Below are 19,748 nucleotides of genomic sequence, written 5' to 3' on the forward strand. Positions count from 1 at the left end.
GATAACTTTCATTTCCGTTCAAATAACGTAGAACGATTTGTATTTTTTCATCAGCTGTAAATTTAGCCATAGAAAAACTGCACCTCCAATTGTTAGACTGTGTCTAACAATTGGGGTGCAGTTCAATTCACTTCACTCTTTTTTATCACAATTATCTACTTTCCACTTCAACTGAAACTACTCGATCAATCTCTTTCAGGGAACTATATAACTCTGTTGTATATAAATCTTCTGGAGCTAAAATAACCATCTCTAGTTGCTGAAATGCTCCACTATCTATATCTTTAATTTTCACGCGTTTCACATGCATGCCTAAATTTTTAATTTGCTTAAATATACCATCTAACTCATGATGCTCTTTAACAGTAATTTTTATAGATAAATCCTTTTGTCTTAATGAATACGGTCCTGCAATTTTCACAAGTTGCGGAAGTACATTAATCGCTAAAATAATTAAAACCATAGCAACTGTCGCTTGTAAATAAAATCCCGCACCAATTGCGATTCCTAAAGCTGAAGCAGCCCACACCATAGAAGCTGTTGTTAATCCAGAAATAACGTCATTACTTCTTCGTAAAATGACACCTGCGCCAAGAAAACCAATTCCACTAACAATTTGAGCGGCCAGTCGCATCGGATCCATATTTGTATGTCCTGGAACAGAATATACATGCACAGATTCAATTGAAACCATCGTAATTAAACAACTTGCTACAGAAATAACCATACTTGTTTTCACACCAAGTGGTTTATTCTTTAGCTGCCTATCTATCCCGATGAATAATCCTAAAAAGAGTGCTAAACCTAATTTGAGTAAAAATTCATATGACATATTCCCATTCTCCTTACTTTACAATGTTTCCCTTAGAATAACTCACTATAACTCTTTTATGATATCAATTCCAGTCTTTTCTATTCATTTAACGTAAAAAACCGAAAAAACATTTATAACTATGTTTCTCCGGCTTTTTATTACACTTTAGATTCTTCTTTATTTCTGATCTTTAATCTTAATTTCTGCACCTTTGTAGAATGCTAATTTACTGTCATTATACTCTTTTGTAAATTTGTTAAACTGCTCTTTCGACTTTTGTGCTTCCACATTTAATTCATTAACAGTTTTAACTTTTTCACCGATTTCTTTTAATTTCGTTTCTTTTACTTTTAATTTTTCATACAGTTCTTTTTCAGTCGCTAACACTTTCGTGTAATTTTCATTCATCTTTTGGAATGCATCATAACGATTCTTATACGACTCTTCTACTGCTTTTGCTTGTTTTTGTAACTTCTTATCTTCAATCTTCTCTATATTACTTTGAACAGATTTCGTTTCCTTCTGTGCTTTTTCTAGCATTTCTTTCTCACTTTTCAATACTTTTTCACGATCATCTACATTTGCAGTAGCTTGCTCTATTTTCTTCACAACTGCTTCATTATGATCTTTACCTTCTTGCAAAATTTGAGCATATAATTCTTGCCCTTGTTTCTCTAACTGCTCTAATTTTTTTGCTTCATCCATTAAAGATTTTTCTTGTGTTGCTGCTGTTTCAAAAGCTGTATATAGATTTTCTTCTGGCTTTTCACCGAAACAACCTGTTAAAAGTCCTACTGATAATGCTCCAACTACTGCTACTTTTCCATACTTCAACGTTCATTCCTCCATTACATACGGTTATCATGCCAGAAGTTCACTGGGAAGTGACTCTCTTCATGATAAGCTTCAAACTCATAACCTTTTTCTTTTAGCCCCTTTAAAATTGCTGGCACAGCAGCAACTGATTGCGGGTGAATATCATGCATTAAAATTACTTCTTGTGGTTTTGTTGCGTTTGTTAATACGTTTTGAGCAATTTGTGCTGCAGCTGCATCAACTGGCATTTTATTGTATCTCCAATCTAATGAATCAATTGTCCAATCCCATACTTTAAATCCGCCTTCTACCACTTTATTTCGAAGACCTTCATTCAATCCAGGCATCGAACCATATGGAGGACGTGTTAATTTAGGTGATTTCCCAATAATATTAGCGATTAAACCTTGATCTTCTTTCATCTCATTTACATACTCGCCATTTTTATATAACTTTGCGAAATTATGTGTCATACTATGCATGCCTACATAATGACCCTCAGCATTTTCACGTTTCACTAAATCAGGAAATTCTTTTACATTCGCTCCAATTAAAAAGAACGTCGCCTTCGCATCATGTTGTTTTAGCGTATTTAATAATTCAGCCGTATATTTCCCTGGCCCATCGTCAAATGTAAGATAAGCAACTTTTCTTTCTTTTCCATTAAAACGACTTGGTGCCGTTTTATTCATTTCAACTTTCGGCTGTTCACTTGCAAGCTGCACTACATTTTCTTGTTTCGCAACAGCTTTTGCTGGTGAAGTAATTGATTGAAACATGTAATACCCAATAGCTACTGCGGCAATCGCTATTAAAACGACTACTATTTGTTTAATTTTTAAAGCTTTTTCCATTCTATCGAATTCCTCTCCCTATTAATCTTATATATAAATCGCCCAATATAATTATACATCTATTTATTTTTATTTCACCATATAAATAGATTTTATTTGTATTATAATGGGAGTTTTATCAAAATTGTTGTTCCTATTCCTTCTTTGCTTGTAACACTAAGCACACCGCCATGAAGCTCTACCATTTTTTTAACGATAGCTAAACCAATACCTGCACCTGCAGCATGATTATTAATTTGGTAAAATGATTGCTCAATATATGGTAAATGTTCTTTAGCAATTCCAATCCCTTCGTCTCTTACCTTAATCACTGCTTGTCCTTCTATTTTAGTCGCTTCAATGTGTATTGTGCTTTTTTTATGTGAATACTTAATTGCATTTTGAACAATATTCAAGAAAACTTGCTTTAGCCTATTTCGATCTCCCATCAATTCAATTCGGTCTATAGTAGTAATAAATTGAATTTCCTTCTCTTCCGATTTAGGAGTTAATTGCCAAATCGTCTCCTCTAGTATATCGTACAATTGCACCTTTTGTTTATATAAATTAAAATGATTTGATTGTAATCTTGAAAAATCTAACAATTCTTCTACTAAATGAATCAACCTATCTGTCTCACCTGAAATAATGCCCATACCTTGCTTTATTTCTTCTTCTGTTAAATGATCTACTGTTTTTAACGTCTCACTCCAACCTTTAATTCCTGTTAAAGGCGTTCGTATTTCGTGCGAAATAGAGGCAATGAATTCATTTTTCATCTGCTCAGCCTTATCTATTTTATAGGCCATATAATTTAAACTATGTGCCAAGTCACCTAATTCTCCAGGATAATCTTCTTTAATTTTTTGCTTTAATGTGCCTTCTGCAATTTGTGAAGAGGCTTGAATAATGGATTCAATTGGCTCAACAAATGAATTTGCCAAACGTCTACTAATTAAGAAGACGACTCCCGAAATAACAATACCTACAGAAATAGTAAACGTAATAATTTCAATAATCTTTTTATTTACATTTGTTAAAACAGTCGTATATTTTAAAACACCAATAGTTTGTCCTTGATGTATAAGTGGGCTTAGCACCTCTAGTTGTTTTTTATTACCTTTCTTAGTAACTTGATTATACATTTCACCTTCTAATAATGATTGTGGAATATTGACTTTACCTTCTATCTTTTCACCACTTGAAGATTGTATAACCGAGCCGTGACGATCAATTAACTGTAATTCTGTTCCTTCTAATTGAAAGCTACTAATTATGTCACCACTATATTCTTGTAATCGAATAAAGTATAGTGAATTGTATTCTGAAAAAAAACGTGTACTCGTTTTCGCATGAGACTCTATATATTGCACAATACCATTATAATAGTATCGATAAATTGAGACTGAAAATACAACTTCAAATAATACAAGCATAAGTGTAATGACCGTCATAAAATATAAAGTCACTTTCCGTTTCATCTTATACTTTCCTTCCACACATATCCTTTTCCCCACACCGTAAGAATAAATTCAGGTTCTGATGGATTACATTCTATCTTTTGACGTAACCGTCTCATATTTACATCTACCACTTTCGTCTCACCTACGTAATTGGTTCCCCAAATCATATTTAAAATTTCATCACGCGAAACTGGCTTTGAAGCCTGATTCATTAAATACTGTAATATCATATACTCTGTAGGTGTTAAATCGACTAATTGTCCATCTTTATACAATCTTTCTTCTATAATATTTAACGAAAATGGACCTGACGTAACAATATTCGTTTTTTCTTCATGTACTTCTATTCTTCTTAATAAAGACTGTATACGTGCAGTTAATACTACTGGACTAAACGGTTTTGCAATATAATCATCTGCACCTATCCCTAGTCCTTGCACCTTATCTTCATCTTGTACACGTGCGGTTAACATAATAATACCCATTTTTTTATTTTCTTTCCTGATAGCCTTACAAACTTCTAAACCATTAATCCCCGGTAACATTACATCCAGCAGTGCTATATCAACAGTTTGTTCACTCAAAATTTGTAACGCTTCTTCTCCAGTAGTAGCTTCTATTACATAAAATCCAGCACGTTTTAAATTTAAAACAATAAAGCTACGGATTGTTAATTCATCTTCTAAAACTAAAATTTTTGACATAATTCTCACCTCCTACTCTTGTTGATAATCCGCTAGCGGTTTTATATATGCTTTCACTTTTTCAAATTTTGATTGCTTCGGTACTGCATATACGTGAGAAGCCGTTTTAATTGCTGCGCTGTAGCCTTTTATATTGAACCATTCTTTCCGCTTAAAAATATGAACTTCAAGCCATATTTCATTTGTTCTTGTATCCAAAAACTTTTGAGAATTTGATTCTTTTTGCTGATCTGGTATTGTAATTTTCCCTATTAACTCTTTAGGGATTTTCACATAATACCCTTTTTCTATATCTATATATCGTTCTTCAATTGGTTTAATTCCAGATTCACTCCACTGTATGTAACGTTCGAAAAGCGGACTATCACCATGTGATTTATCTTCCCAACCTTTTGGGCGTACAGTACGAACAAATTCAATAATGCCGTCTTCATTAACATCTTTACTTTCTACAACATATTCATTAAATAAATCTTCTTTCCCATCTATAGGTAATACTTCATAATGATCCTGATCAAATTTTGCTACATAAGTTATACCTGAATGAGCCCCTGTTCCCGCATCGATTACAACTGCCTTTAATGATTTAGAAATACGGCCCATTTGTATTCTTTGAATACTATTTATAAATGGATCGTATGACACTTCAGATAAAGTCTTAAATTGTTCCATGAACTCAACTGTCAGCTTCTCATCTTTTTCAAATGTAACAAGGCTTATATCTTTCAGTCCATTTTCATTTAGATCCTCTATGAATAACTTCGTATAACTTCGATTATATATTTCCTTCATCTCTTCATTTTCTTCCGAAAAAACATACATAACATGTTCTAACGATTCACGATTTACAGAGATTCCGATTAACAACTCTCTCTTCCCGTTCCCTGTAAAATCACCGACTTCAACGATATCTACATCTCCACCATCAAATTTATGTGTGGACTTTATTCTCCAGCCATTTCCGATTTCTTCATATACGGCTAAATATACGCTATGATCTTCATTCGGCAATTTATAAAATAAGATGGCTTCTTTCTTATTATCTTGTTTAAAATTCATTGACCAAATCATCTGTTTATCTTTGTTAGACATTGGAGTAAGTAAGCGATAATTAACAGGTAAATCTTTATCAATTTGTTCCTTTAATTCATTAATCCATTTTTCATTTGTAGGAGCTTCCATTAGACTTGTTGGAGCTTCAGACATTTTACATCCAGTCAATATAAAGATAATTCCCATCATGCTTAACCATTTCTGCATATGATATCTTTCCTTACCACAAATTTTGAATATGTCCTTTTACTTTTTTACCTATCCATTATACTCATACATATGAGTATAATTTTTCTAAACTAAAAAATCGTTACAGAAAAGTTACAAATACATTCCAAAAAAAAAGATTGGCAAAAGCCAATCTTTTTTTATTATTCGTTTCGGACTGATTTTGGCGTTACACCTAAATGATCATTTAATTTTTTTGAAATATCTTTTACATTTTTTTCATTTGGAATGTAATAATAAATACCACCGATACGTTTATCTGTACCTTCTATTTGCAATTTTTCCATTTCCAAATTAGATCCTGCCATATTTTTTGTAATGGCAAGCATATCGTCAAATGTTAAGTTCGTTTTCATATTTTTATCAACCGCATCTAGTAAAGAGCCCATTTTGCTAATTGATTGAACAGACATCGCTTTTTTAGCAATTGCTTCTATTACAAGTTGCTGTCTCTGTCCACGCATTGCGTCACTATCAATTTTACGCGTTCTTGCAAGTGCAAGTGCTTGTTCTCCATTTAAATGTTGGTAACCTTTTTCTAAATGGATCATACCAGCTTGGTCTTTACTATCTTGTTCAGTGAAAGTAACTGGTACATCAATATCAATACCACCAATTGAATCGACAATTTGTACGAATGATTCAAAGTTAAACTTCACATAATAATCAACAGGTACATTTAAAAATCTTTCCACCGTATCGCGTGTGCTTTCTACGCCACCAAATACGTGAGCATGAGTAATTTTATCTAATTTTTTTCTAGTTGGAATATAAACACGTGAATCACGTGGAATACTTACTAGCTTAACAGACTTATCATCTTTATTAATTGTTGCTAATAAAAGTGCATCTGTTCGAACTGCTTCGCCATATTGGCTTTTTCTCATTTCACTTCCATCTACACCCATGATTAATATTGAAATATTATCCTTTAAAGGTTCAACTTCTTTATCACGCTTTGATGACTTTTCAATTTTGGCATACGCATCATTTACAACAGCTTTTGCTTTATTATATATAAACGAACCATATCCTACTCCTCCAAAAATAAGTAGGAAAAATGGAATTAATATGAACCATTTTATTGACTTTCTTTTAGAACGCTTTTTATTACTTCTCGTATTTTGTTCTAATTCAGAGCTCATACCCATTCGCCTCTCTTTCTCTTTACCAAGTATAATGTAAGTCTATTTATCTTCATATTGAATTTCCTTTCATTAACCTTACAATTTTGTAAGGTTACTACTAAAACCCAATATGTATTCCATTTCACATTATACTCTCGTACTTATTTTTGGCAAGTCACTATTTACCAATTTCAAAAATTTAGCACTTCGCAACATACAAATTTATAAATTCATTAACTCTTTCATTTTAAATTAGGATATCTTTTTCCAGATAAACGATATGAATAAAGAGTCCAGCTAATGATAAAACCTCTATGAATACAGTATATTTCACGTTATTATTTCTCAAACGGCGTATACATGCTTTTCTTCCCCTGATTATCAATAAAAGCCGACTTTGCTTTTATTTTCGTTTTCTCTACTTCCATGTCTTCATTTGAGAAGTTCACAATGATTTTAATATTTTTTCCATAAGAAACAGATTGTACTAGCTTATCTTCTGACAAATACGCAAAATTCGTCATCTCTTCTTTTACTGCTTTTTCATGAACTTCATTCCAAACTTTTAGATGCTCTGTAATTTCTTTTTTATGTTTATTCCACTCTACTTCATCTAAATGGTACAACGGAGGAACATTATACAATAATTCAGACAGCATTCGATTTCCAACTTCATCTTTTACCTTTAAACTTCCCCATTCCCAATGGTGCGTTGTAATAACGGAATCATTGTATACTAATTTATATAATGGTACCGAATATACTGGGTTTAAATACACTTGTTTATATTCTTCTTTCAATGGTACTTGTTTTGCATATTTTTCGGGAACATTTTGATTTGGTGACCAATATCCACCGACATAATACGGACTTGTTTTATTTTTCCGCATATCTTCATCGTCCCATTTAATAACAGGTGTTTCAATTCCGTGTGCAAATGCAATCGTACTACTAGCAAAATCATTTCCACCTTCAGAACCAACGACCATACCCTTTTCTTGCGCAATGTAGTCCATTCGTTTTAAACGTGCTTTTAAATCTTGCTCTTGTGTCGTTATATGTTTCGCTGAATAGTCATCGTAAATTTCACCTGTCGCATCACAATCAATAAACCATGAATTATATTTAGGACCATTTTGTAATATATCATTCATGCGTTCCTTTACACTAGGCAGCGATAAAGTCGGGTTTAACTTGCGACCTCTGCCTAAAAAGCCTTGCACCTTTTCTCCGTTTTTCTTCGTTACAGTAGCCTCTTCATATAATGATGGGTCATTAAAGGATGCTGTGTTCCAATTTTTATCACTTTTTTCGTGAATGGAATGATATGAATCATACGGACCAACTAAATACCCCATTTCCTTCGCTTTTGTCACGAAATTAGGTTGCATAAATCCTTGTTCCCAGTTCGGCAGACCAATCCACGCTTTTTCTATTCCTACCTCTTTCATTTCCTTTAGTATGTCCGTTCCATCTGCATTACCCCATTTACTTACCTCTTCAACCGCATCACCAAGTAGCGACTTTAATAAATGCTTATTTAAGCTATACAATTCTGTGTTCGTTAAGTGACCTACACCTTTCTTTAATAGCACACTAGCTTCCTGATCAACGTTTTGAAAAATATCCTCTTTATAAAATTCCTTCATGGATAATACTTCGTTTATATAACGTAAAATAACATTTTTTTGATACTTATCAATGAAATCTTGTTTACTTACTTGATCTAATACATTCAGTTCCCCAGGCTCTGAACTATTCTTTTGAATAAGTTCTTTTATATGACTAAACAGCGGGCTATTTATTTGCTCCCTTAGTTTTGGCCAATTTATATTATTTTCTGATAAACCATTTTGATTCCAAAAATAAAAATGCGCCGCTCCATATAACTTTTCGATTTCTTTATTTTTTCTAGCCTTTTCTTGTAATGTTTTAAATTCACCTTTTCGAACAATATCATCCTTATACAGTTTAGCAATGCTTACCGCATCATTATTTGTCACATATAATTGAAATCCATATGTTTTATTTTTATTTATGCTCGGAAATTCATGTGTAAAATCAAATCCTATTTTCGGATCCGAATGAAATTTCAATTCATTATTAAACATATTGTTTGCAATATATACAATTGAATATTTCGAACCATTTAAAGCGAAAAACTTCATAGAAAATGATTCAGCAAATGAATATGCATCATCCTTTAAAAACTTCTTCCAATTCTCATCATTGCTCGGAATTTGCTTACCCTCCCATAACGGAAGTGTATAATTTTCAGCTTCTACTTTCGGCCATGTAAAGCTTTCTGCACCAGTCGATTCCACTTCAATGTTTAAGTGGTCTTTTTTCTTTTCTAATTTTATTTTTACTTTTTGATCTGGATATTCCCACGATGTACGATCCTTTTCTTTTTTTACATTCGATACCTTCATTTTCGGTAGGGGTTGTGATGCCTGTTCCTTTACCCCCTCATGTTCTACAGTTAATGTGAATGTTTCTGGATTTACATCATAAGTAAAATCTTTATACGTCGATTTCTTTATTTTAGACTCTTGTACAGCATTACTACCTTTTACGTCACAACCGACTAAAGTCGAAAATGGCATAGTTGTTAGAAGACATATCGCTATCATTTTTTTCATCCTCTGCACCTCCACCAATGAATATACAGGTGGTTTGTTACAGGAATGTGGCAAAAAATAATAGAGCTAGCATTTTGCTAGCTCTATTTGGAGTATTAAAAGTTGATATGAACAACTATAATTCGCTTAGAAGATATGTAATACAGTAACTGCATTTTTTCTCAACAATTATGAAACTAAACAAATCAAAATTTTAACAAGCATTCTTTAACTGAAAAAATAAGTGTATACAATGTATCCTAAAAGTAGTACTAAAATGATTATCCCTGTACCTTTCCAATTCATACCGCCTGCTATATCAACTGGACTACCTGTTTCCGCTCTATTGAGTCCGTCATGTAAAGAACCCTTAGGATTACTTTTTAATTCACTTTGTCTCATACGCTCTCTTTTTTCTTCTGGTGACTCTTTATTCATTTAATCACCTCCAAAATGAATGCACTCTTTACTTACATTATTCAAAATCAACATTTGTTTTATATTTTTTTCCGAAAAAACCTAATTTAAAATAGGTTTGCAACGTAAAGAAAGCTAGCCATGCCAGCTTTCTTTACGATCCAATATGCTCTTCCTTATTTACAATAATACCTTTATGGTCGATTTCAAGCTCACATACTTTCATATCTGTAAATACTCTCGCTAATTGCTCAGCGATTTCTTGACGTTTCTCATATGGCGTTAATATAAAAATAGATGGTCCCGCACCGCTAAGTGCTGTACCGTACGCACCAAATTCTTTTGCGCATTTACGAATAGATGGTAATAACGGTACGAGTTCTAAACGATATGGCTCGTGAAAATGGTCTCTCTCCATCATTTCACCTACAACTTCCCACCGCTTTTGACATAATGCAGCTACTAATACGTTACTTATCGCACTAGCTTTAACTGCCTCATGAAACGGAAACATCTTTGGTAATACAGATCGACTTTCATCTGTATTTAATTCTTCATTCGGAATAAGAGAAATTACCCCTAACTCCTTGCTCTCAATTCTTACGACGGAAATATCCTTTCCATCAAGTGCTCCGATTACAGTTCCACCTAATATAGAAGCAGCAACATTATCAGGATGTCCTTCAAAATTTGTAGCAATTTGAACTTTTTGATCAGCAGTTAAGTTCAAATTGCCTAGTTGATTCGCAAGTTCTATCCCAGCTACAATCGCTGATGCACTACTTCCTAGCCCTCTTGTTAATGGGATATTACTAGTAACTTCTATTATATGGGGTAATATAGAAGGACAGACTTTACATGCCGTGCTAACGATTAAATTTTTATCGTCTGTCGGAATTGATTCTTCAAAGGAATGGATTACTTGCCATTTATCAGCTTTTTCTTTAACCACCACATCTAAATACAATGACAAAGCTATTCCAACTGAATCAAATCCAGGACCAACATTTGCCGTACTAGCAGGGACACGAACACTTAATGGTATCACGACATAATCACCCCTTTAATATGATCTTTAATCTGTTCTATATCATTTGACAAACTTGCGATGTCTAGTTGATTTGAAGAAATAGCGATATCAGGATCCTTCAAACCATTTCCAGTTAATACTGCAACAACTGTTTCTCCCTTTTTGATTTTTCCAGATTTAACATGTTTAATTACGCCAGCTAATGAAGCATTTGATCCCGGTTCAGCGAAAACTCCTTCAGTTTTTGCCAATAACCTATACGCATGTAAAATTTCTTCATCTGATACCATATCTATTTCACCACAAGACTGCTCGGCAGCCTCTACTGCATACGACCAACTTGCTGGGTTACCAATGCGAATTGCTGTTGCAATTGTTTCAGGCTCTTCAATTACATGCCCTTTTACAATTGCCGCTGCTCCTTCTGCTTCAAAGCCATGAATTCTTGGCTTCTTATAACCTTTTTCTTTCTCATATTCACAGAAGCCTTTCCAATATGCTGTAATATTCCCTGCGTTCCCAACAGGGATAGCTAGAACATCTGGTGCATTTTGCAATTGGTCACAAATTTCAAATGCTGCTGTTTTTTGTCCTTCAATTCGATAAGGATTCACTGAATTTACTAATGTAATCGGCTCTTCTGCAGCAATATTTCTTACAGCCTTAAGTGCATCATCGAAATTCCCTTCTATTGAAATAATTTCAGCTCCATAAGCGACCGCTTGCGCTAATTTTCCATGCGCAATCTTTCCTTCAGGGATTACGATTATACATTTCATCCCAAGACGTGCCGCATATGCTGCAGCTGATGCTGATGTATTACCTGTTGATGCACAAATGATTGCTTCTGAACCTTCTTCTTTCGCCTTAGCAACTGCCATCACCATACCACGATCTTTAAAAGAACCTGTCGGATTCGCTCCTTCGTACTTACCATATAGCTGAATCCCTAATTGCTTTGATATATTTAATAACGGAATAAGAGGTGTGTTTCCTTCCATTAAACTGACATCAGGTGTGTTTTCATTCACCGGTAAATAAGAAGCATATTGTTTTAATAGTCCTTTATACATATTGTTTTTCCTCCTCAATAATGTAGTAACTGTTTATTTCACTTGCGACAGCTTCTATCGCTCCTAAAACTCGTTCGAATTGATACTTGGAAGTTCGATGTGTCACAACAACAACTTCTGCCAGTTCACGGTTTAAAGGTAATTGAATAACTTCTTTTAAACTTACAGAGTAATTAACGAAACATTCTGTTATTTTTTGTAACATCCCAGGCTCATCTCGTAATGAAATACGCAAGAAATATTTCGAAACTACTTCTTCATCACCTTGTAATTCATAAGGAACTGGTTCTTTTAACGCACTTTTATTTTTCGGCACTTGATTCATATTTTTAACGATGGAAATAATATCACTTACTACAGCAGAACCAGTTGGCAACTTTCCAGCTCCAGGTCCGTAAAACATTACTTCTCCTACCGCTTGACCGTGAACATATACTGCATTAAATTCATTATTTACATTCGATAATGGATGACGACTTGGTAAAAGTGTCGGTTCTACACTTAAATGAATGGCTGATCCTTGTTTTTCTGCTTTCCCAATTAACTTCATAGTAAATCCTAACTTTTCAGCCATTTGTAAATCTTCTTTTTCAACCTTTCGAATCCCTCTTACTTGCACATCATCTAATGAAACATTCATCGAAAAACCTAAGTTTGCAAGAATTGCTACCTTTCGCGCCGCATCTAGTCCATCTACATCTGCTGTCGGATCCGATTCTGCAAAACCTAATTTTTGTGCTTCCTGTAAAGCCTCTTCATAAGACCACCCATTTTGACTCATTTTTGTTAACATATAATTTGTTGTACCATTTACAATTCCCATTATTTTTTCAATTTGATCTGATGCTAGCCCGTCAGTTAGTCCTCTTAACACTGGAATACCGCCTGCTACGCTCGCTTCATAACATAAATCACAATCATTATCGTTTGCCAGTTGAAGAAGCTCTGCACCATATACAGCCATTAAATCTTTATTTGCTGTTACGACATGTTTTTTATTTTCTAAAGCCTTAACAATATGCTGTTTTGCTTCTTCAATTCCGCCCATTACCTCTACTACAATATCAATATTTGAATCATTTAGAACTTCATCTGCATGACTTGTGACTGCAATTCCGTCAATACAAACATCGCGTTCTTTTTCCAAATCACGTACAACGACTGTTTTCACTTTCACTTCGTATCCTGTATCAAGAGCGATTTTTTTATAATGTTCTTTCAAAATATGAACAACACCACTTCCGACCGTGCCTAAACCTAATACCCCAACATTTATAACGTTATTCATCTTCTAATCTCCTCCTAAAAGTTTAATTGTTACACCTATAAATCACCTTACTCTGCTTTTTTGTCATGCAGGTGGTGGTTATTTCCGTACTTATAAATAGTTTCATGTTACCGCACCTCCCTTCAAAGTAATAAAAAAACACACCCATCCCTAGGAAAGGGACGAATGTGTTTTCGTGGTTCCACCCTTGTTCCAATCTAGACGTATTTCTCCCTAGATTGCTCAAGTTCAGATAACGGCTGATACCGTCAATAATTACTAGATTACTCGTTCACTATTGAAGTTCAAAGGTGGTAAAATCATTTCTCGTGTTAGGAAGCTCACACCCTTGGCTTCCCTCTCTGTAAACCGTAAAAATGATTTCTTGTCCTTATCGTTACTTTTTCGTTCATGTTTATTTGTTAACTCATTATACTCGCATAAAAAACAAAATCAACACTATTTTTTAATTATTTTAAATTTTCAATCTCTAAAACCGTAAAAAAACACACTCATCCCTAGGAAAGGGACGAATGTGTTTTCGTGGTTCCACCCTTGTTCCAACCTAGACGTATTTCTTCCTAGATTGCTCAAGTTCAGATAACGGCTGATACCGTCAATAATTACTAGATTACTCGTTCACTATTGAAGTTCAAAGGTGGTAAAACCATTTCTCGTGTTAGGAAGCTCACACCCTAGACTTCCCTCTCTGTAAACCGTAAAAATGATTTCTTGTCCTTATCGTTACTTTTTCGTTCATGTCTATTTGTTAACTTATTATAGTTATCAACTTTTTAAAAAGCAAGCCTATTTTTACTAACTATTTTCAAGAATTTTTTTATAATATTTTACAATAGCATTATGCAACCGCCACTCAATTTACCTATTTTGTTATTTCTCCATTTTATAAATCAACGGTTCATATATAAATTCCCCATTCTAAAACCCGTACATATCCGCTCTACAAAACTATATTAATAAAATTTCTAATACAATCTTTTTGTATAACTTTCTTCTAAAGAACGTGCAACATCTTCTTCTGAAGTATTCACTTTCGCATGCTCCAGCAACATTTTTGCTGCTGAAGGTAACTCTTTTTTATTTAACCAAGATTCTGGATCCCACATCTTAGAACGAATAAAAGCTTTTGCACAATGAATATAACACTCTTCTATTTCAACAACAATTCCAAGCAACGGATTGCGTCCATTCGCCTGCATTTCTTTCAAAATTTCTTCGTCGTTTATAATATACGCTCGGCCATTTATTCTGAGTGTCTCCCCAAGACCTGGAATAAAAAAGATTAGTCCTACACGTGGATTTGAAATAATATTCAAAATGGAGTCTATACGACGATTTCCTGGTCTTTCTGGAATGATAATTTTATTATTATTGAGTACGTATACAAATCCAGGTGCGTCTCCTCGCGGCGAGGCGTCACACTCCCCTAACTTATTTGCAGTAGATAATACTAGAAAAGGAGATTTAGAAAGGAAATCTACACAATGGTGGTCTAATGATGAAATAACTTTTTTCAATGCTCGCTCACTTGGTTGCCCCAATATTTTCCGTAACTCTTCCTCTGTTGAAATAATCGATTTTATTTCCGTACGCTCTATCCCCACTTATAACCACTCCTTTTTCTTTATTTTCCCAAAATTCAATACAAATATTGTATAATAAAATTTGAGGAAAGGGGAATTAAAATAACAGAGTGGTTAACAATATTTGATCCTGAAAGAAATACACTTGGGAAGAAATTACGTGATGAAGTGCATCGTGACGGCGATTGGCACGAAACATTTCATTGCTGGTTTGTAGAAAAAGATAATGAAGATATGTTTTTATATTTCCAATTACGCTCTAAAAATAAAAAAGAAGCTCCATGTATATGGGATATTACTTCAGCTGGACATATTATGCATGATGAAGATGTACAAATTGGTGGTCTTCGTGAAATTGAGGAAGAATTAGGGCTTTCCTTTCAAACTAATGATTTAACATACAAGGGAATCTTTAAAATAGATTATGAAATTTCAAATCTTACTGATCGCGAGTTTTGTCATATGTATTTTCACAACGTCATCAATCCACTTCCATTCGCACCAGGTGAAGAAGTAGACGATGTGATGAAAGTACATGCAACTTCTTTTCTACAACTATTAAAAGGAGAGATTTCATCTTTAACGACTATTTCAGTCTTAAACAATACACCGATTACGATAACATTTGAAGATATTTATCCGTATGATCTTGCATACTATGAATTTGTTATAGAGCAAGGAAAAGAATTATTAAAAAATAATAGTTAATAAATAAAATAGGACTCCTAGCAAAATATTGCGTAGAGTCCTATTTTTTTATTATTGTTCAAGTATTTTTAATCTACTCTCTACTTGTATAAATAAACGAATGATTAATAACAGCATAACCACTATAATCGCTATTATTGTATGTGGATATCTAAACAGTATACTAATAACACTTCCAATTAACAGCATGATAAATCCGTTTTGCTTCATCACTTCTGCACTATACCTGTTACCCGCATCCCATAATTCCTTATTTTTCATAGATCGTTTCGTACGATAACCATATGCCGCATTAATATCGGTCGGTGGATTTTTTTGAAGAATAATTGCCGCAAGTATAAAAATAATACCAATCAATATGCTTATTCCTATGTTTACTAGTGCATCAATCAATTATATCCCCCCCCCTAACTTACACTTTCATTATACGACACAACCCTTATTTTTCCAATTTATAACACATTCACTTTCTTTCTTTCGATGTCTGGAACATACTTGGAAGTGTTACAAAACGTGCCCCTTTCGTTTTTAACTGCGGAATGATTTTGTCTAGTGCATCAACAGATCCTTGTAAATGCCCACCTGGAGTAGAATGCTGCAGTATGACACTACCTGGAAATGAATTCCCTAACACATTATTTGTAATCGTATCGGCACTTACACCTTTCCAATCAACTGTATCAACACTCCACTGTACAATCATAAAATTTTGCTCAGTTGCCCAATTCAATTGATTTTCAAGTATTTCACCATACGGTGGACGTATAAATTTAGGAGCATAGCCGGCTAAACGTTTTAATATTTCTTCCGTTTTTATAATTTGATTACGGTACTCAGCGTCATTTACTTTCGCTAAATTCGGATGACTGTACGTATGATTACCAATTACATGCCCTTCATTTGCAATACGCTTTACTACATTCGGAAATTTTTCTGCGTTTTCACCAAGTAAGAAAAAAGTAGCTTTTACATTATGTTGTTTTAACTTATCTAATATTTTTGGCGTGAATTCTGAATCTGGTCCATCATCAAATGTAAGAGCTACTTCCGCTTTATTATACGGTCCTGAAAATGCGTACGCATATTTTTCAACCCATGTAAATGGTGTCCACGATCCACGATCATCTGCTTTCATTTGTACTTCATAGCTTTGAGGGATATATGCGTATGGCAATGCGCTTATATAGTCTCCATAATAAAATGAGTTATATGGCATATAAGCATACGAAACATCTCGTTCTAGTCCCCATTGATATGGAGCAAACATTTCTGGCGAATAAAAATAATACATGATAAAAAACCTCCCTAAATTTTCATATGTGATTCATCTGCACTTTGTTAGAGAAATTGTTATTCATAAACAAAAATAAGACTGTCCTTAATTAGGACAGTCTTACTGCTTACTATTATTAATAAATCGATGTACTATCTTTTGGCAAAGCTTTCACATGTTTTAAATAGTTCGTCACTTTATCATCATCATCTTGCGGATATTGATATTCATATTTGTTAGCGATTTCGTTCGCCACTTCCCTAAATAAATCACCCATGACAAAGAATGACTCCCATATGTTTTCATATTCTGCATTAGAAAATGTTCTTTTAAATTGCACCCACATATCTTTTTCAATATATTGCTCGAAATGCTTTCCAAACTTCCCTGCATTAACTGTAAAATCTGTTTTCATACCAATATACCATTCTAGCATTACGATGAACATATCTCGCACTGGTCCCTCAAGCATTCCTTTTGCATAAGAAAGCTCTTCTCTCCATAGCCCTTTTGCCACATTCGTACTACACCACCAAAATTCATTACAACAATCCAAAAACTCTTTTTCTGTAGGCTTTTTTATTAAGTAATCTTTATCGCTTGCTGGCGGGAATCCTTCCATACAATTATCTTTATCGAGAAGTAATTTACTTAAACTATCTTGTCCAACGAACTTTTTTATTAACTCAACTGGAACTAGCGTTAAATCAATCCGATTCCCATCCATGAACTGCATTAAATACGGAAACTTCCCATCTTCATCTGGTTGAACTAACGACATTTCTTCTGGCATTTGTACTATCATTATTTCTCCAAATCTATGAACCCAATTATGATTAGACGTAAAAGATTGTATATCATTTACAACATACATAATATCATAGTCTTGAAAACAATCTCTTTTCACATTTGGATTTACACGCGATCCATTCATGATAACTGCTCGAATTCTTCCATCCTCTTTTGCTGTATTAATAATTAAGTCTAGCATTTCTTTTTCAGTTCTCATCTACTTATAGCCTCCAATTTTTTGATATATAATATAGCGTTATGTATGTCGGAGGCCCACAAGCTAATCTCGTTATACAAAGATACATGTTATAATTTTTCAAACATCTTTTTCATTCTATCTATCTCCTTACCTCATTCTTTTACGATTGCCATTACAAATCCATCGTATCCCTTACTTCCGACAGTTTGAAGCGCTGTAGCACTAACACGTGGCTCAGCAGCTATTAATTCATAGAAACGACGTATCCCTTGTACACGAGGATCGGTACTAGTATTGTCAATAACTTCTCCTTCACGTACTACGTTATCCCCAATAATTACAGTACCTGGTCGTGATAGTTTTAGTGCCCATTCAAAATAAGCAGGGTTATTTTGTTTATCAGCATCTATAAAAATAAAATCAAACGGTTCATACTTCTCGTTTTCTATTTGTTGTAAAGAATCTAACGCTAATCCTGTTCGTATTTCAATTTTATCAGTCAAATTAGCACGCTCAATATTGCTACGTGCAATTTCAGCATGTTTTTCACTTGCTTCCAATGTAACAACTCGGCCTCCAGATGGCAATGCTCTAGCAAGCCATATCGTGCTATACCCGCCTAGCGTGCCAATTTCTAAAACATTACGAGCCCCTTGAATTTGTACTAATAGTTGTAAAAACTTCCCTTGCATTGGTGATACATCATGTGCTGGCAAATTAGCTGCAACATTAGTTTGAAGAACCCCTTCTAATGTAGAATCTTTCGGTATTAATACATCACTCATATATTGATCAACAGCCGTCCATTTCTCAATTGTACTCATGTAAATACCATCCCTTTCAATTTCCCAATGCTTTCTACCATTTACTTTTAATTATACCGAAAATTCTGTCTCCAATACAAAAAATAAAGAAGGTACATCTACCCCTTACAGAATAGATATCCCTTCTTTTAAAGTTAAATTTACTTCCTATGGATTAGTAGACCAAAGCCCAGCAGATTTAATAAATGTACGTTTATTTAATTTCAGCTGCGCTACGATAAATTCTGCAATATCTTCTGCTTGCATTACTTTATCAGGGTTTCCATCAGTTAATCCTAAATCTACAGCCATATCAGTCGCTACTGTACTTGGAGTTAAAGCTGTTACACGAATGTTATGTTTGCGAACTTCCATCGCTAACGATTCTGTTAGGCCAAGGACACCAAATTTAGAAGCACTATATGCACTTGTTACAGGTGCACCTTTTTGTCCTGCTGTAGATGAAATGTTAATGATATCACCAGATTGTTGTTCAATCATGCTCGGTAAAGCAGCACGAGTTGCATAATATACACCCATTAAGTTTACTTGAATGATTTTTTCCCAATCAGCAACATCTAATTCTAAAAACTTACCGAACTTAGAAATACCAGCGTTATTAATTAAAATATCGATAGATCCTAAACCATTTTTTAACGTTTCAATCGCAGTAGTCACTTCTTCGTATGAAGAAACATCAGCAGTTGCAATAACAGCTTTTACACCTTCTGCTTCTACTTCTTTCGCTACAGCTTTTAAGTTTTCTTCTGAACGAGCTAATAGTCCTACATTTACGCCTTCTTTCGCTAATGCGATTGCGACAGCGCGACCAATCCCTCTACCTGCTCCTGTAATTAAAGCATTTTTGCCTTGTAATAATTCTGCCAAGTATAACACTCCTTAATCATCTCAGTTATGTATTA

Annotated in this window: 19 protein-coding genes and 2 other annotated features; of the genes, 1 reads left to right on the forward strand and 18 read right to left on the reverse strand. The window is 34.0% G+C overall.

What is annotated here, in order from left to right; genetic code table 11:
* Positions 1–151: 151 nt before the first annotated feature.
* The 13 genes from H6481_RS14140 to H6481_RS14200 all read right to left on the reverse strand — a co-directional run bounded on the left by H6481_RS14140 (position 152) and on the right by H6481_RS14200 (position 15,071).
* Positions 152–832: an MgtC/SapB family protein gene (locus H6481_RS14140; RefSeq protein WP_000119510.1), complete on the reverse strand. Its 681-nt coding sequence runs from the start codon at positions 830–832 to the stop codon at positions 152–154.
* A 159-nt stretch (positions 833–991) separates the two neighbouring features.
* Complete coding sequence (locus H6481_RS14145) at positions 992–1,648, reverse strand: YkyA family protein (RefSeq protein WP_023521729.1); 657 nt, start codon at positions 1,646–1,648, stop codon at positions 992–994.
* Positions 1,649–1,662: 14 nt separating this feature from the next.
* Entirely contained in the window at positions 1,663–2,484 is an 822-nt protein-coding gene (locus H6481_RS14150; protein WP_000409484.1) for a peptidoglycan-N-acetylglucosamine deacetylase, read from the reverse strand.
* A gap of 101 nt (positions 2,485–2,585) precedes the next feature.
* On the reverse strand, positions 2,586–3,944 hold the full coding sequence (locus H6481_RS14155; RefSeq protein WP_182812073.1) for a HAMP domain-containing sensor histidine kinase: 1,359 nt from the start codon (positions 3,942–3,944) through the stop codon (positions 2,586–2,588).
* Positions 3,941–4,630 carry a response regulator transcription factor gene (locus H6481_RS14160; RefSeq protein WP_000036074.1) on the reverse strand — a complete coding sequence of 230 codons (690 nt, stop codon included), beginning with the start codon at positions 4,628–4,630 and terminating at the stop codon, positions 3,941–3,943. Before H6481_RS14160 ends, H6481_RS14155 begins: the two co-directional genes overlap by 4 nt.
* Positions 4,631–4,642: 12 nt before the next feature.
* On the reverse strand, positions 4,643–5,890 hold the full coding sequence (locus H6481_RS14165) for a hypothetical protein (protein ID WP_182812076.1): 1,248 nt from the start codon (positions 5,888–5,890) through the stop codon (positions 4,643–4,645).
* A 164-nt stretch (positions 5,891–6,054) separates the two neighbouring features.
* Positions 6,055–7,056, reverse strand: coding sequence for an LCP family protein (locus H6481_RS14170; protein WP_002182662.1), 1,002 nt, complete (start codon positions 7,054–7,056; stop codon positions 6,055–6,057).
* A gap of 320 nt (positions 7,057–7,376) precedes the next feature.
* Positions 7,377–9,680, reverse strand: a complete 2,304-nt coding sequence (locus H6481_RS14175; RefSeq protein ID WP_053564716.1) for a glycoside hydrolase — start codon at positions 9,678–9,680, stop codon at positions 7,377–7,379.
* Between the two features lie 207 nt (positions 9,681–9,887).
* The gene (locus tag H6481_RS14180) at positions 9,888–10,097 is read right to left on the reverse strand and encodes a DUF6366 family protein (RefSeq protein ID WP_182812079.1); all 210 of its coding nucleotides are present in this window, start codon (positions 10,095–10,097) and stop codon (positions 9,888–9,890) included.
* Between the two features lie 133 nt (positions 10,098–10,230).
* Positions 10,231–11,124: a homoserine kinase gene (gene thrB / locus H6481_RS14185; RefSeq protein WP_053564717.1), complete on the reverse strand. Its 894-nt coding sequence runs from the start codon at positions 11,122–11,124 to the stop codon at positions 10,231–10,233.
* Entirely contained in the window at positions 11,121–12,179 is a 1,059-nt protein-coding gene (thrC, locus tag H6481_RS14190; protein WP_000276434.1) for a threonine synthase, read from the reverse strand. Before thrC ends, thrB begins: the two co-directional genes overlap by 4 nt.
* Positions 12,172–13,467, reverse strand: a complete 1,296-nt coding sequence (locus tag H6481_RS14195) for a homoserine dehydrogenase (protein WP_001066894.1) — start codon at positions 13,465–13,467, stop codon at positions 12,172–12,174. The genes thrC and H6481_RS14195 overlap by 8 nt, the downstream gene beginning before the upstream one ends.
* A gap of 154 nt (positions 13,468–13,621) precedes the next feature.
* Positions 13,622–13,853 (reverse strand) — a binding site (T-box leader).
* Between the two features lie 115 nt (positions 13,854–13,968).
* Positions 13,969–14,200 (reverse strand) — a binding site (T-box leader).
* A 232-nt stretch (positions 14,201–14,432) separates the two neighbouring features.
* Positions 14,433–15,071, reverse strand: coding sequence for a pyridoxamine 5'-phosphate oxidase family protein (locus H6481_RS14200; protein WP_053564719.1), 639 nt, complete (start codon positions 15,069–15,071; stop codon positions 14,433–14,435).
* Between the two features lie 81 nt (positions 15,072–15,152).
* Between H6481_RS14200 and H6481_RS14205 the strand changes: the two genes are divergently transcribed.
* Positions 15,153–15,758 (forward strand): NUDIX domain-containing protein, encoded by a 606-nt coding sequence (locus H6481_RS14205; RefSeq protein WP_053564720.1) that lies wholly within the window; start codon positions 15,153–15,155, stop codon positions 15,756–15,758.
* A gap of 51 nt (positions 15,759–15,809) precedes the next feature.
* Here the strand turns inward: H6481_RS14205 and H6481_RS14210 are convergent, their stop codons facing one another.
* The 5 genes from H6481_RS14210 to H6481_RS14230 all read right to left on the reverse strand — a co-directional run bounded on the left by H6481_RS14210 (position 15,810) and on the right by H6481_RS14230 (position 19,713).
* Positions 15,810–16,148: an SdpI family protein gene (locus H6481_RS14210; RefSeq protein WP_140155565.1), complete on the reverse strand. Its 339-nt coding sequence runs from the start codon at positions 16,146–16,148 to the stop codon at positions 15,810–15,812.
* A 73-nt stretch (positions 16,149–16,221) separates the two neighbouring features.
* Entirely contained in the window at positions 16,222–17,049 is an 828-nt protein-coding gene (locus H6481_RS14215) for a peptidoglycan-N-acetylglucosamine deacetylase (RefSeq protein ID WP_000291203.1), read from the reverse strand.
* A 118-nt stretch (positions 17,050–17,167) separates the two neighbouring features.
* A complete protein-coding gene (locus H6481_RS14220) occupies positions 17,168–18,040 on the reverse strand; it encodes an aminoglycoside 6-adenylyltransferase (protein ID WP_001258527.1) in 873 nt (290 codons plus the stop codon).
* Positions 18,041–18,174: 134 nt separating this feature from the next.
* Positions 18,175–18,846: an O-methyltransferase gene (locus tag H6481_RS14225; RefSeq protein WP_053565514.1), complete on the reverse strand. Its 672-nt coding sequence runs from the start codon at positions 18,844–18,846 to the stop codon at positions 18,175–18,177.
* Positions 18,847–18,993: 147 nt separating this feature from the next.
* On the reverse strand, positions 18,994–19,713 hold the full coding sequence (locus H6481_RS14230) for a 3-ketoacyl-ACP reductase (RefSeq protein WP_000818985.1): 720 nt from the start codon (positions 19,711–19,713) through the stop codon (positions 18,994–18,996).
* Between the last annotated feature and the right edge of the window lie 35 nt (positions 19,714–19,748).

Source organism: Bacillus sp. ME78, from assembly GCF_903970865.1.
GTDB classification, from domain to species: Bacteria; Bacillota; Bacilli; order Bacillales; family Bacillaceae_G; genus Bacillus_A; species Bacillus_A cereus.

Bases quoted from the DNA above. Each gene is read 5' to 3' on its own strand.
- H6481_RS14140 (WP_000119510.1), bottom strand. From the start codon at position 832: ATGTCATATGAATTTTTACTCAAATTAGGTTTAGCACTCTTTTTAGGA.
- H6481_RS14150 (WP_000409484.1), bottom strand. From the start codon at position 2,484: ATGGAAAAAGCTTTAAAAATTAAACAAATAGTAGTCGTTTTAATAGCG.
- H6481_RS14155 (WP_182812073.1), bottom strand. From the start codon at position 3,944: ATGAAACGGAAAGTGACTTTATATTTTATGACGGTCATTACACTTATG.
- H6481_RS14160 (WP_000036074.1), bottom strand. From the start codon at position 4,630: ATGTCAAAAATTTTAGTTTTAGAAGATGAATTAACAATCCGTAGCTTT.
- H6481_RS14165 (WP_182812076.1), bottom strand. From the start codon at position 5,890: ATGCAGAAATGGTTAAGCATGATGGGAATTATCTTTATATTGACTGGA.
- H6481_RS14170 (WP_002182662.1), bottom strand. From the start codon at position 7,056: ATGAGCTCTGAATTAGAACAAAATACGAGAAGTAATAAAAAGCGTTCT.
- H6481_RS14175 (WP_053564716.1), bottom strand. From the start codon at position 9,680: ATGAAAAAAATGATAGCGATATGTCTTCTAACAACTATGCCATTTTCG.
- H6481_RS14180 (WP_182812079.1), bottom strand. From the start codon at position 10,097: ATGAATAAAGAGTCACCAGAAGAAAAAAGAGAGCGTATGAGACAAAGT.
- thrC (WP_000276434.1), bottom strand. From the start codon at position 12,179: ATGTATAAAGGACTATTAAAACAATATGCTTCTTATTTACCGGTGAAT.
- H6481_RS14195 (WP_001066894.1), bottom strand. From the start codon at position 13,467: ATGAATAACGTTATAAATGTTGGGGTATTAGGTTTAGGCACGGTCGGA.
- H6481_RS14215 (WP_000291203.1), bottom strand. From the start codon at position 17,049: ATGTATTATTTTTATTCGCCAGAAATGTTTGCTCCATATCAATGGGGA.
- H6481_RS14220 (WP_001258527.1), bottom strand. From the start codon at position 18,040: ATGAGAACTGAAAAAGAAATGCTAGACTTAATTATTAATACAGCAAAA.
- H6481_RS14225 (WP_053565514.1), bottom strand. From the start codon at position 18,846: ATGAGTACAATTGAGAAATGGACGGCTGTTGATCAATATATGAGTGAT.